This window comes from Xanthomonas codiaei (assembly GCF_002939785.1).
GTDB lineage: Bacteria > Pseudomonadota > Gammaproteobacteria > Xanthomonadales > Xanthomonadaceae > Xanthomonas > Xanthomonas codiaei.
In genome coordinates, this window is record NZ_MDEC01000007.1 from 18,012 (window position 1) to 30,536 (window position 12,525).

Sequence of the window (12,525 nt, forward strand, 5' to 3'; positions counted from 1 at the left end):
ACCACGCATACACTCCGGCGCCATCCACGCCTACCTGACGACTGCGTGCTGTGGTCAGTTCGCCGCTCCAGGACCCAGCCATGGCGAGGCCGCTCACTGCAGCGGCTGCAGCGTTCCATCACGCAGGCGGTAATGCCGGTGCACCACGCCGGCCGGCAGGCTGTCGTGGGTGATCATCACCAGGCTGCGCTGGCCAAGCGCGGCGGCCAGATCCAGCAGCAAGGCGTAGGCGGTGTCCACATCCAGCCCGTCGGTGGGTTCGTCCAATAGCAGGATGGGCGCATCGCGCAGCAAGGCGCGCGCCAGCGCCAGGCGGCGTGCCTGCCCGGCAGACAGCGTGGCACCGTTCTCGCCAACCCAGGTCTCCAGCCCGTCCTGCGCACGGGCCCAGTCGCCTAGACGCACCTGGTCCAGCACCGCCCACAACGCAGCATCGCTGGCGGCGGCGTCGCCGATCAGCAGGTTCTCGCGCACGCTGCCGGCAAACACCGGGGCGTTCTGCGGCAACCAGGCAATGCGCCGATGCCACTGCGCCTGCGCGCACTGCCGCAGGTCGATGCCCGCATAGCCGACCTGCCCGGCCTGCGGATCCCACAACCGCAGCAGCAGCGCCGACAAGGTGCTCTTGCCGCTGCCGCTGTCGCCGCTGATGGCGATGCGCTCGCCGGCTTCCAGGCGCAGGTCGAGCCCGCGCAGCACCGGACGCACGCTGCCGGGCCAGGCGAAGGAGACCTGCTGCAGCTGCAACGCGCCCGTGCGCGGTAGCGCGACGGCCTGCACCGGGTCGCTGACCGAGGGCGCCTGGTCGACGATGGCCTGCAGCCGCGAGGCGGCCACGCGTGCGCTTTGCAACGCCTGCAGGGCCAGCCCGGCGCCGGCCGACACTTCCAGCAGGGCCATGGTGAGAAACACCAGCGCGGCCGCCAGTTCGGCGGTGATCGCCCCCTGCTCGGCGGCGCGCAGGGCCAGCCACAGCATGCCGGCCAGCCCGATGCCGCCGCAGAGCGCATGCAGCAGGTTGCCGGCGATCAAGCGCCGGCGCTGCAGGCGATCGCCGTCCGCCAGCGCCGCAGCGGCCGCATCGACCTGCTGCAGCCAGGCTTCCTGCCCTTCGACCGCCGCCAGATCCGCCGCGCCTTCCAGGCCCTCGAATACCTGCGTGCGCAGCTGGGTGCGCTGCTGCGCGCGCAGCCTTTCGCGCTGCGCGCCGCCGCGTGCCACCTGCCACGGCACCAGCCCGCCAATCGCCACACCCAGCGCCAGCAACACCAGGGCCGCGGGTGGATGGATCAACCCGGCGGCAACCACGCCGGCCACCCAGATGCCCAGCAGTGCCGCCAGCGGCGCCAGCGCACGCACGCTCACGCCGTCGACCTCGCCGATGTCCGACATCAGCCGCGCCAGCAGATCGCCGGTCCGCGTGGCCGACAGGCGCCCCGGCGCCAGCGGCAAGGCGCGGCGGAAGAACCACACGCGCAGATCGCGGGCGATGCGCAAGGTGGCATCGTGGCCGATCAGTTTCTCGCCGTAGCGCGAGACGATGCGCGCGAACGTCAATGCGCGGATGCCGGCCGAGGGCGAGAAGAAATTGAAGCCGGCGCCCATGCCGACCACGCCGGCCAGGGCGGCGGCGGTCAGGAACCCGCCGGACAAGGCCAGTAGGCCCACCCCCGCCAGCAAGGTGACCAGCACCAGCAGTGCCGATAGCCCCAGGCGCCAGGCATGCCGAACGAACACCGCGCGCAGACGGTCGTGATGTGCCGCGCTCATGGCGACTCCACCGTGACGCGTGCCCCACGCAGGTCGATCACCGTATCGGCCCAGGCCATCACCGCCGCGCTATGGGTGGCCAGCACCACCGCGCGGCCGCGTGCGAACGCGCCCAGCGTGCGCAGCAGTTCCGCTTCGGTGTCCGGGTCGAGGAAGGCGGTGGGCTCGTCCAGCAGCAACAGCTCCGGCTCGCGCAGCAGCAGCCGCGCCAGCGCGACGCGACGCGACGCGCCACCGGAGAGCCCGAATCCGCGCTCGCCGATCACCGTGTGCAGGCCCTCCGGCAGGTGCGTGGCAAAGCGCATCACCTGTGCAGCCTCGGCCACGGCATGCAGCCGCGCGTCGCTGGCCTGCGGGTCGGCCAGGCGCAGGTTGTCGGCAATGCTGCCATGGAACAGATACGGCCGTTGCGTGGCATAGCCCACCCGCGCGCCGGGGCGCAGCACCACGCTGCCCGCCTGCGGGGTGAGCCAGCCGGCCAGGCCTTCCAGCAGCGTGCTCTTGCCGCTGCCGCTGGCGCCGATCACCGCCACCCGTTGCCCGGGTTCCAGCACCAGCGAACACCGCTCGACCACCAGCTGCGGCGCGCCGGGAGGACGCAGCGCCAGTTCGCGCGCCTGCAGCAACGGCATCTGCGCCTGCGCCGCCTCGGCCGCAACGGGCAGCGGCAGTGCGACGGCGATGGCGGCGTTGTCCGCAAATCCGTCCAGCAAGCGCTCGGCCTCGGCCACCGCGGCCAGCGCATTGGCCCGGTCGTGGTAATGCGCGGCCAGCCGCCGCAGTGGCGCGAAGAATTCCGGCGCCAGCAACAGGCAGAACATGCCGGCGCCCAGCGTGGGCAGACCGTGCAGGTCGAGCATGCCCAGATAGCTCAGGCCGAAGTACAAGGCAATGATCGCCACGCTCACCGAGGCGAAGAACTCCAGCACGGTGGACGACAGGAAGGCGATGCGCAGCACTTTCAGCGAGCGCTCGCGCACGCCTTCGGCCGCGGCGGCAATGCCGCTCAGTTCGGCCTGGCCGCGGCCATACACGCGCAGCAGGCCCAGGCCCTTGAGGCGGTCGGCGAAATGCCCGCCCATGCGGGCCAGCTCGCGCAATTGCTCGCGGCCGGCCGCCTCGGCGCCCCAGCCCACCAGCATCATGAAGAACGGAATCAGCGGCGCGGTCAGCAGCAGCACCAGGCCCACCACCCAATCGACCGAAAACACCGCGATCAGGATCAGCGGCGGCACCAGCAGCATTTCGGTGCGCGCCAGCTGATACCCGACGAAATAGCCTTCCAGCGCATCGGTGTGCGCCAGGCTCAGTTCGCCCAGCTCGCCGCTGCGTTGCCGGCGCAGCCACACCGGCCCGTGCTGCACCAGGCGGCGGGCAATGCGCGCACGCAGCTCCCGTTTGGCGATATCGGCCACCTCGCCGGTCAACGACTGCGCCCAGGCCGTCAACAGGGCGCGGCCGAGCGCCGCCAGCAGCAGGCCGGCGCCCACCTCGCGCAACTGCAGCAGGGCCAGATGCTGGACCAGCACCGCCTGCAGCAACCAGGCGATGGCGGCAGCCTGTGCCAGCAGCAAGACGCCCGACACCGCCACCGCCATGCCGGCCAGGCGGCGCGGTCGCGTGGCCGATGCGGCCAGCGCGTCCAGCCATTGGCCGCGCTGACGGCGCTGGTCGGGCGTTTCGCTGGCGCGTGCGCTGGGCTGACTCACATTGCGTTCCGAAGACTGCTCACTGCGGGCGATTGTAAGTCGCCTCCTTCCCCTGTCGGGACGGACAGTGTGCCGCACCGTGTGCGGGCCGCATTGATCTGGATCAACGCGCATGGCGCGGCAAGCGCAGATGATCGGCCCACCTCCTTCATCGACACCCAACCAGGCCCGCCCGCCATGATCGATTCGACCGTTGTTGAACTGTCGCGGCTGCAGTTCGCAGTCACCGCGATGTACCACTTCATCTTCCCGCCGCTGACCATGGGGTTGTCGTTCCTGCTCGGCATCATGGAAAGCGTCTACGTCATGACCGGCAAGCCGATCTGGCGGCGCATGACCATGTTCTGGGGCGTGCTGTTCGGCATCAACTTCGCCATGGGGGTCGGCACCGGCATCGTGATGGAGTTCGAGTTCGGCATGAACTGGTCGTACTACAGCCATTACGTGGGCGATATCTTCGGCGCGCCGCTGGCGATCGAAGGGCTGATGGCGTTCTTCCTGGAAGCGACCTTCCTGGGCCTGTTCTTCCTGGGCTGGAACCGCCTGAGCAAGGTGCAGCACCTGGTCGTCACCTGGCTGGTGGCGCTGGGCAGCAATTTCTCCGCGCTGTGGATCCTGATCGCCAACGGCTGGATGCAGCACCCCACCGGTGCGGTGTTCAACCCGGACACCATGCGCATGGAGGTGGTGGATTTTGTCGCGGTGCTGTTCAACCCGGTGGCGCAGGCCAAGTTCGTGCACACCGTCAGCGCCGGCTACGTGCTGGGCGCAGTGTTCGTGATGTCGATCAGCGCGTTCTACCTGCTGCGCGGCAGACACCTGGACATGGCGCGCCGCTCGTTCGCGGTGGCCGCGGCATTCGGCCTGCTGTCGTCGTTGTCGGTGGTGGTGCTGGGCGATGAAAGCAGCTACGCGGCCAACGAACACCAGAAGATGAAGCTGGCGGCGATCGAGGCGATGTGGGAAACCGAAGCCGCACCGGCAGATTTCACCGCCTTCGGCATTCCCAACCAGCAGACGCATCGCAACGATTACGCGGTCAAGATTCCCTACCTGATGGGCCTGATCGCCACCCGCTCGCTGGATACGCCGATCCCCGGCATCCTGGAACTGGTGGAACGCGCCGAGCACCGCATCCGCGGCGGGCAGATCGCCTACGGCGCGCTGCAACGCATGCGTGCCGACAAGGACGATGCCGAGGCGCGCAAGGTGTTCGATGCGCACTGGCAGGACCTGGGCCACGGCCTGCTGCTCAAGCGTTATCGCGACGATATCGGCAACGCCACGCCCGAGCAGATCGCGCAGGCGGCCATGGATACCGTGCCGCGCGTGCTGCCGCTGTTCTGGACCTTCCGCATCATGGCTGCCATCGGCCTCTACCTGATCGCCTTTTTCGCCGTCGCATTCTGGTTCGCCTGCAAGCACAGCTTCCAGGAAAAACGCTGGTTCCTGAGGCTGGCGCTATGGACCTTGCCGCTGCCGTGGATCGCGATCGAATGCGGCTGGTTCGTGGCCGAATACGGCCGCCAGCCGTGGGCGGTGGAAGGCGTGCTGCCCACCTTCTATGCAGCGTCGGGGCTGGATCTGTACCAGATCGTGCTGACCCTGGTGGGCTTCACCGCGCTGTACACCACGCTGCTGGTGATCGCGATCAAGTTGTCGTTGAAGACCATCGGCAAGGGGCCGGACGCGTTGTTCCCGTCCAACCCGGCGCACGACGCACCCGCACCCACCGCACCGCTGAGTACCGGCGCACTCGCCGGCAGCGCCCCGTAATCGCAGGAGAGACCTCATGGATTTCGTTTTACTCGACTACGCCACCTTGCGCGTGATCTGGTGGGTGCTGCTAGGCGTGCTGCTGTCCGGCTATGCGGTGATGGGCGGCTTCGACCTCGGCGTTGGCGCACTGCTGCCGTTCGTTGCCAGGGACGATGCGCAGCGCCGGCTGGTGATCAATACCGTCGGCCCGGTCTGGGAAGGCAACCAGGTGTGGCTGATCCTGGGCGGCGGCGCGATCTTCGCCGCATTCCCGCCGCTGTATGCGGCGAGTTTTTCCGGCTTCTACCTGGCGATGTTCGTCCTCCTGTTCGCGTTGATCCTGCGCCCGGTGGGCTTCAAGTTCCGTGGCAAGCTGGCCGATCGACGCTGGCGCGACAGCTGGGACTGGGCCCTGTTCGTGGGCGGCTTCATTCCCGCGCTGATCATGGGCGTGGCAGTGGGCAACGTGCTGCTGGGGGTGCCGTTCCATTTCGACGACAGCATGCGCACGTTCTACACCGGCAATCTATTCGGGCTGTTGAGGCCATTCGCACTGCTGGCCGGCCTGCTCAGCGTGGCGATGTTGCTGGCCCACGGCGCGGCGATGCTGGTGCTCAAGACCGATGGACCGGTGGCCGACCGGGCCGCGCGCCTGGGCAGCAGCGCGGCAGTGTGTGCGGCGCTGTTGTTCGCCGCGGGAGGTGCCTGGGTGGCGCTTGGCTTGCCCGGTTATGCGGTGACCTCGGTGCTGGCAACCGATGCGCAGACCAATCCGCTGGCCAAGACCGCCGCAGTCACCGCTGCCGGTGGCTGGCTGCACAACTACAGCAGCATGCCGGCGACATTGCTGGCGCCGCTGCTGGGCCTGCTCGGTCTGGCGATGAGCGCACTGTTGTTGCGCGCACGCCGCGGCGGCCTGGCATTCATCGCCTCCGGCAGCGCCATCGTCGGCGTCGTGTTCACCGTGGGCTTTGCGCTGTTTCCGTTCCTGCTGCCCTCCTCCAGCGTGCCCAGCGCGAGCCTGACGCTGTGGGATGCCTCCAGCAGCCGGCTCACGCTGTGGATCATGCTGCTGGCCACCAGCGTGTTCATGCCGATCATCCTGGCCTATACCGCCTGGGTGTACCGCGTGCTGCGCGGCAAGGTCACTGCCGACGCAGTATCTGCCAATCCCAACGCGTACTGAGTCGCACTGCTGCGGCACTGCGCGTGCATTGCCGCGGCGGCTCGCCATCCCGCTTTCATCGACTTCAAGGAGCACACCGATGTGGTATTTCGCCTGGATTCTCGGCACCGGCCTGGCTGCACTGGCCGCCGTGCTCAACGGCATGTGGTTCGAGGCACGCGAGCCGGAGCGCAGCCAACCGCCGCTTTGAAAAATAGTTGCAGCAGATGCTTGTCGATTCCGCATTCCCTGTGTAACATACGCGGCTCCTTCGGGGTGTAGCTCAGTCTGGTAGAGCGCTACGTTCGGGACGTAGAGGTCGCAGGTTCGAATCCTGTCTCCCCGACCAGTTTCAAGACACAAAACCGGCCTCGTGCCGGTTTTGTGTTTTCAGGCGCCGCTGCACGGATGTGTACGGTGCGGATGGTCTTTCATGTCTGTTGTCACTGCCACCGCCTCCCCGTCCGCCCAGTTGCGTGGTCGCGGCCTGGTGCTGGCTGCCATTCTGCTTTCGGCATTCAACCTGCGCACCGCGGTGACCTCGCTGACGCCGCTGCTGGAACGCATCGCCGACGAGTACGCCTTCGGTGCGCCGACCATGGGCGCGCTGGGCATGTTGCCCACTGCTGCATTCGCAGTGACCGGCGTCGCCACGCCTGCAGTACTGCGCCGCCTCGGACTGTTGCGTACCGCGCTGCTGTCGATGGCCTTGGCCACGCTCGGGCTGGTGCTGCGCCCGTTGCTGCCGGGCACCGGTGGGCTGCTGTCAGGCTCGCTGGTGGCGCTGGCCGGCATGGGCATGGGCAATGTGGTGCTGCCGCCGCTGGTGAAGCGCTATTTCGGCGAACGCGTGGGCCGGGTCAGCACGCTGTACATCACCGTGTTGCAGGTGGGCACCTTGCTGCCGGCCTTGCTGGCGGTGCCGGTGGCCGATGCATTGGGCTGGCGCAGTTCGATGGTGGTGTGGGTGCTGCCGGCATTGCTGGCGCTGGCCGCCTGGGCGCTGGTGCACACCCATTCGGGACGTCTGCGTGCCACCGGCCCGGCGCCGGTCACCCCGACCCCCGAAGCCGAAGGACGGGTCGCGCGCACCGCGCTGGGCTGGAGCATGGCGGTGACCTTTGGCATGACCTCGCTGGTGACCTATTCGATGTTCACCTGGCTACCCACGCTGCTGCGCGAAGCCGGTGCCTCGCCCGCCTTCGGCGGCACCATGGTTGCGCTGTTTTCGGCATTGGGCATGGTCGGCGCGTTGACCATGCCGGCACTGGCGGTGCGCATGCGCAACCCGTTCCCGATCGTGCTGGCGTGTGCGGCCTGCCATCTGCTCGCGTTCGCGGGCCTGTGGTGGGCCCCACTGGCGGCGCCGGTGCTGTGGGTCACCCTGCTCGGCCTGGGGCCCAGCACCTTCCCGCTGGCACTGGTGCTGGTGAACCAGCGCAGCCGCACCGCCGCCGGCTCGGCTGCGCTGTCCGGGTTCTCGCAGGGCATGGGCTATGCGATGAGCTGCCTGGGGCCGTTCCTGTTCGGCTGGCTGCATGCGCATCGCGGCGGCTGGACCGCGCCGTTCGTGTTCCTGGTGATCTGCATCCTGCTGCAGCTGGTGGCCGCGTGGGTGGTGTGCCGCCCGCAGCTGCTGGAAGACAGCTGGGCGCCGCCGGTACGCGGCGCCCGTGCGGTCAGCGCACCGGCAGAGTGATGTAGCTGGGCTGCTCGGGCGTCACGTAGACCCGCTGGGTGGCCTTTTGGTAGTCGCCCGGCTTGGCGAAGAACATGTTCGGCACGTAGGTCTGCGGGTTGCGGTCGTAGAGCGGAAACAGGCTGGACTGCACCTGCACCATCACCCGGTGACCGGGCTGGAAGGTATGGTTGGCGGTGGGCAGGCCGAACTCGAATGCCAGCGGTTGATTGGGCGCCAGCGGTTTGGGCGTGCTGAAACTCTCGCGATACCGCCCGCGGAAGATCGCCAGCGACACCGGCAGTTCATAGCCGCCCATCTTCGGATCCGACGCCATCTCGTCGGGATAGACATCGATCAACTTCACCACCCAGTCGCTGTCGCTGCCGCTGGTGGAGGCCTGCAGATGCACCTGCGGCGCGCCGGCGATCTGCAGCGGCGCGGTCAGCGGCTCGGTGACGAAGGTCAGCACATCCGGGCGCCCGTCCACGAAGCGCTGGTCGTGCACCAGCCAGGTGGTCCACATGCTGCGGTCGCCGAAATCCACCGGGCGCGGCACGAACGGCACCGGCTTGGCGGGGTCGGACACGTACTCTTCAAACGCGCCCTGCCCTGCAGCGGGCTTGTCGAAGGACAGCGTACCGCCAGCCTGCAGGTACAGCGGCTTGCTCGCCGACGCACAGCCCTTGGCGCAACTGCGCGGCCAGGACTGCAGGCGATCCCAGCGATTCTCGCCGGTGTCGTAGATGAGCACCGGCGGCGTGCTCGCCTTGGGCGCGCCATCGACCAGGTATTGGTCGAAGAACGGGCGCAAGACATCGCGGCGAAACTGACGCGCGGTGTCGCCATCGAAATTCAAAGCGCCCAAGGAGCTGCCATCGTAGTTCACCTGGCTGTGCCGCCACGGGCCCATCACCAGATAGTTGAGCGCATTACCTTTGTCGCGCGGCTCCATCGCCGCATAGCTGTGGATCGCGCCCCACATGTCTTCCTGGTCCCACAGCCCCTGCAGCCACATCGTGGGCACCTCCAGCGGCGTGCGCGCCATCACCTTGTCCAGCGCCTGCTCCTGCCAGAACGCATCGTAGGCGGCGTGTTCGGTGAGCTTGTGCCACCACGGCAACTGCTCCAGGCCGGCGGCCCTGGCGAAATCGCCGGCCGAGCCGGCACGCAGGAAGTTGCTGTAGTCGTCATGCCCCTGCCGCGCGATGCCGGTGCCCTTGCCGCGCTGGGTCAGCTGGCCGGTGAAGTAGTCGAAGTTCACCTGCCGGAACGCACCGTAGTTGAACCAGTCGTCGCCCATCCAGCCGTCGATCATCGGGCTTTCCGGCACCGCCACCTTGAGCGCCGGATGCGGGTTGGTCAGTGCCATCACCACGGTGAAGCCCTCGTACGAGGACCCGATCATGCCGACCTTGCCGTTGGATTCGGCAACGTTCTTGACCAGCCAGTCGATGGTGTCCCAGGCGTCGGTGGCATGGTCCACCTCGCTGGGATTGAGTACGCCGCGCAACGGCCGGGTCATCACGTAATCGCCTTCCGAGCCGTACTTGCCGCGCACATCCTGGATCACCCGGATATAGCCGCCTTCGACGAACACGTCATCGCCCTGCGCAAGCAGATCCTTCATGTGCGGCGAGGCCATGCGCTCGGTGCGCCCGCTGGCGTTGTAGGGCGTGCGCGTCAGCACCATCGGCGCATGGCGCGCGCCCTTGGGCAGCACGATCACCGTATGCAGCTTGACCCCATCGCGCATCGGGATCATCACCTCGCGCTTGATGTAGTCGTTGGCGGCGTCGGGCGCCACGAAGGGCTTGCCGGTGATGTCCGGCGTCATCGCCCCGGTCTGTGCGAAGGCGCTGCCGGTGGCGGCGGCAATGGCGGTGGCCAGCAGGCAGGCGGCAAGACAGTGCATCGACGACTCCGGACAGGGCGGGGGCAATCCCCGACTGTAGGCAGGGCCTGGGCTGCCCGGGGAGTGTCAAAGGTCGTGGTTGGCGGGATGGGAACACGCGGGCCGACCACAAGGCGCGGCCCCGGCATCTGAACCAACGGAGTCCAGGTATCGCTCAGCTAGCAGCCGCGTAGGCCTGGCGAGAACAATGGCCAGCGCATCGCTGCCGCCAAGTCGCACGCGATCAAACCCAACAATCAGCAGCGAATATTCCATTGCTCACGCATTGCGTGCTGGAGGCGATGCTGATGTGCACGATTCGCACGCAAGTCGATCGCTTCGCGCTTCCATTTTTCGAAAGGGATGTTCCTGCACATGATGGAGCGGCCTTCAACAATCAGGTGCTTATCCATGGGTATTTGCGGTTCCGCCGATCGCGTCCAGTCGGGAAGATTCACATATACCGAAAGTGTTCCGGCCCAGCAGCCGCCAGCGGGCAACACTTCGCAGCATGTCAACAGTCCCGACCACACAAGTGGCGTGCTGGCAGGACTGAGCAGCGCGAGCCATCGCAGGAGTGCGAGCAGATCGTCTTCACGACAGCTCTCGCCGAGCCTCAGGGCTGTCAGCGAGGTCGTACAGTCCGTCAGGGCCGAGTACTACAAAGCGCCCCGCTTGAAATCGAGCAACAAAAAGAGAAACGCTGGCTTTGAGGAGGCCATTCGAATCCACAATGCGACTGCAGAGATCGCCCGGATGCGACAGCAGGTGGATAACCTGGAAGAGGACGTGGTGTCGGCGGCCATGGATGGGAACGCGCACAACTGCGGTGAGCTGGCGACCCTGGCCGTCCACTATTTGCAACAAGATCACAATCAGATTGCACGCCTAGCCTTTTTCAATGGAACAGCGCACACCGCCGCGATTGTCGGCCCAGTGTCTGGCGCAGGCAGCTTGCCTTCGGACATGACAGATTGGGACGCGGACATCTATGTGTGCGACCCCTGGTGCAATATCGCCTGCAGGGCAAACGACTATCCCGCCGAATTCAAAAAAAAGATGGAAAACTGGGATAAGGCTGGAAAACAGGTGTGGCTATCAGGACGTGGCTTTGTTTCCCCATTGAGCGACGAATGGATGAGCACGGTGCTTGGGGGAGAAAAGAGGGCCACGTGATCGAGTCGACGGCGGCCAGTGGCGCTGCAATGCACAGCGGCACAGGACTGAGCCGGCAACGCATACCACTTCAGTGGCGTACCTGGCCCTCGCCACGCACCACGAAGCGCTCCACGGTGAGCGCTTCCAGGCCCATCGGGCCGTAGGAATGCAGGCGCGTGGTGGAAATGCCGATCTCCGCGCCCAGGCCGAGTTCGCCGCCATCGGAGAACCGCGAAGAGGCATTGACCATCACCACCGCCGAGCGCAGCGACTGTACGAACCGGTTGGCGTTGGCTGCGTCCTGGGTGGCGATCACTTCGGTGTGGTCCGAGCCATGCTGGCGGATATGTGCCAGCGCGGCGTCTAGGTCCGGTACCACGCGGATGGCCAGGATCAGGTCCAGGAATTCGGCGGCGTAATCGTCTTTGGTGGCGAGCGCGATCTGCGGCAGCACCGCGCGCGTGGCCGCGTCGCCGCGCAGTTCGACATCGCGCGCGCGCAATGCCGCAGCGGCGGCAGGCAGGAAGCGCTCGGCGATGTCCGCGTGCACCAGCAGGGTTTCCAGCGCGTTGCAGGCCGACGGACGGCTGGCCTTGCCATCGACAAGCAGGCGCACCGCCAGCTCCAGGTCGGCCGAGGCGTCCACGAACAAGTGGCAGACGCCCTTGTAGTGCTTGATCACCGGCACGCGCGCGTGTTCGGCAACGAAGCGGATCAGGCCCTCGCCGCCGCGCGGGATCGCCAGATCGACGATGTCGGTCAGCTGCAGCAGCTCCAGCATGGTCTCGCGGCGCAGATCCTGCACCAGCGTCAATGCCGCTTCCGGGACCTCGGCTGCGCGCAAGGCGCGCTGCAAGGCCTGGGCGATCGCGGTGTTGGAATGGATCGCTTCCGAGCCGCCCCGCAGGATCACGCCGTTGCCGGCCTTGATGCACAGCGCCGCCGCATCGGCAGTCACATTGGGCCGCGCTTCGTAGATCATCGCGATCACTCCCAGCGGCACGCGCACCTTCTGCACGCGGATGCCGTTGGGGCGGATGTCGTCGCGGGTCACCTGGCCGACCGGGTCGGGCAGCTGCGCCACCTCGCGCAGTGCGGCAGCGATGCCGGCCAGGCGGGTGTCGTCCAGTGCCAGCCGATCGAGCATGGCGGTGCCGGTGCCCTTGGCGCGGGCGGCCTCGAGATCGCGCGCGTTTGCGGCAAGGATCAAGGCCGCATCGGTTTCCAGCGCGGCAGCCATCGCCTCGAGCAGATCCTGCTTGGCCTGCGCGGAAAGTTGCGAAAGCACCTGCGCGGCATCACGACATTGCAGGGCGAGGGATTTGATGGTCATTGGGGGGCCGGGATTGGGGAGTCGGGAGTGGGGATTGGCAAAAGCGGACAACACCGCCCT

Annotated in this window: 10 protein-coding genes and 1 tRNA gene; 6 read left to right on the forward strand and 5 right to left on the reverse strand. The window is 67.2% G+C overall.

Going from position 1 to position 12,525, the window contains the following annotated elements; all coding sequences use genetic code 11:
• Positions 1-93: 93 nt before the first annotated feature.
• Positions 94-1,770: a thiol reductant ABC exporter subunit CydC gene (cydC, locus tag XcodCFBP4690_RS06820; protein ID WP_104540240.1), complete on the reverse strand. Its 1,677-nt coding sequence runs from the start codon at positions 1,768-1,770 to the stop codon at positions 94-96.
• A complete protein-coding gene (gene cydD / locus XcodCFBP4690_RS06825; protein ID WP_244183582.1) occupies positions 1,767-3,479 on the reverse strand; it encodes a thiol reductant ABC exporter subunit CydD in 1,713 nt (570 codons plus the stop codon). The genes cydC and cydD overlap by 4 nt, the downstream gene beginning before the upstream one ends.
• A gap of 177 nt (positions 3,480-3,656) precedes the next feature.
• Here cydD and XcodCFBP4690_RS06830 point away from each other — a divergent pair, with 177 nt between their 5' ends.
• The 5 genes from XcodCFBP4690_RS06830 to XcodCFBP4690_RS06850 all read left to right on the forward strand — a co-directional run bounded on the left by XcodCFBP4690_RS06830 (position 3,657) and on the right by XcodCFBP4690_RS06850 (position 8,101).
• Positions 3,657-5,255, forward strand: coding sequence for a cytochrome ubiquinol oxidase subunit I (locus XcodCFBP4690_RS06830; protein WP_104540242.1), 1,599 nt, complete (start codon positions 3,657-3,659; stop codon positions 5,253-5,255).
• A 16-nt stretch (positions 5,256-5,271) separates the two neighbouring features.
• Positions 5,272-6,423 carry a cytochrome d ubiquinol oxidase subunit II gene (gene cydB / locus XcodCFBP4690_RS06835; RefSeq protein WP_104540243.1) on the forward strand — a complete coding sequence of 384 codons (1,152 nt, stop codon included), beginning with the start codon at positions 5,272-5,274 and terminating at the stop codon, positions 6,421-6,423.
• A 79-nt stretch (positions 6,424-6,502) separates the two neighbouring features.
• Entirely contained in the window at positions 6,503-6,613 is a 111-nt protein-coding gene (gene cydX / locus XcodCFBP4690_RS06840) for a cytochrome bd-I oxidase subunit CydX (RefSeq protein ID WP_104540244.1), read from the forward strand.
• A gap of 61 nt (positions 6,614-6,674) precedes the next feature.
• A tRNA-Pro gene (locus XcodCFBP4690_RS06845) sits at positions 6,675-6,751 on the forward strand.
• Positions 6,752-6,874: 123 nt separating this feature from the next.
• Positions 6,875-8,101 (forward strand): CynX/NimT family MFS transporter, encoded by a 1,227-nt coding sequence (locus XcodCFBP4690_RS06850; protein ID WP_167394512.1) that lies wholly within the window; start codon positions 6,875-6,877, stop codon positions 8,099-8,101.
• Here XcodCFBP4690_RS06850 and XcodCFBP4690_RS06855 read toward each other — a convergent pair.
• Together XcodCFBP4690_RS06855 and XcodCFBP4690_RS22690 are read right to left on the reverse strand one after the other, a co-directional pair.
• Entirely contained in the window at positions 8,082-9,995 is a 1,914-nt protein-coding gene (locus XcodCFBP4690_RS06855) for a CocE/NonD family hydrolase (RefSeq protein ID WP_104540246.1), read from the reverse strand. The two genes, XcodCFBP4690_RS06850 and XcodCFBP4690_RS06855, sit on opposite strands and share 20 nt — an antisense overlap.
• Positions 9,996-10,231: 236 nt before the next feature.
• A complete protein-coding gene (locus XcodCFBP4690_RS22690; protein WP_167394500.1) occupies positions 10,232-10,387 on the reverse strand; it encodes a hypothetical protein in 156 nt (51 codons plus the stop codon).
• A gap of 262 nt (positions 10,388-10,649) precedes the next feature.
• On the opposite strand from XcodCFBP4690_RS22690, the gene XcodCFBP4690_RS06860 reads away from it, so the two are divergent.
• Positions 10,650-11,150 carry a hypothetical protein gene (locus XcodCFBP4690_RS06860; RefSeq protein ID WP_104540360.1) on the forward strand — a complete coding sequence of 167 codons (501 nt, stop codon included), beginning with the start codon at positions 10,650-10,652 and terminating at the stop codon, positions 11,148-11,150.
• 70 nt (positions 11,151-11,220) lie between these two features.
• Here XcodCFBP4690_RS06860 and XcodCFBP4690_RS06865 read toward each other — a convergent pair whose 3' ends face one another.
• Positions 11,221-12,465: a glutamate-5-semialdehyde dehydrogenase gene (locus tag XcodCFBP4690_RS06865; RefSeq protein WP_104540247.1), complete on the reverse strand. Its 1,245-nt coding sequence runs from the start codon at positions 12,463-12,465 to the stop codon at positions 11,221-11,223.
• Between the last annotated feature and the right edge of the window lie 60 nt (positions 12,466-12,525).

What these genes read in the sequence shown, in the direction of transcription:
- cydC (WP_104540240.1), bottom strand. Translation starts at nt 1,770, where the DNA reads ATGAGCGCGGCACATCACGACCGTCTGCGCGCGGTGTTCGTTCGGCAT.
- XcodCFBP4690_RS06830 (WP_104540242.1), top strand. Translation starts at nt 3,657, where the DNA reads ATGATCGATTCGACCGTTGTTGAACTGTCGCGGCTGCAGTTCGCAGTC.
- cydB (WP_104540243.1), top strand. Translation starts at nt 5,272, where the DNA reads ATGGATTTCGTTTTACTCGACTACGCCACCTTGCGCGTGATCTGGTGG.
- cydX (WP_104540244.1), top strand. Translation starts at nt 6,503, where the DNA reads ATGTGGTATTTCGCCTGGATTCTCGGCACCGGCCTGGCTGCACTGGCC.
- XcodCFBP4690_RS06855 (WP_104540246.1), bottom strand. Translation starts at nt 9,995, where the DNA reads ATGCACTGTCTTGCCGCCTGCCTGCTGGCCACCGCCATTGCCGCCGCC.
- XcodCFBP4690_RS22690 (WP_167394500.1), bottom strand. Translation starts at nt 10,387, where the DNA reads ATGGATAAGCACCTGATTGTTGAAGGCCGCTCCATCATGTGCAGGAAC.
- XcodCFBP4690_RS06865 (WP_104540247.1), bottom strand. Translation starts at nt 12,465, where the DNA reads ATGACCATCAAATCCCTCGCCCTGCAATGTCGTGATGCCGCGCAGGTG.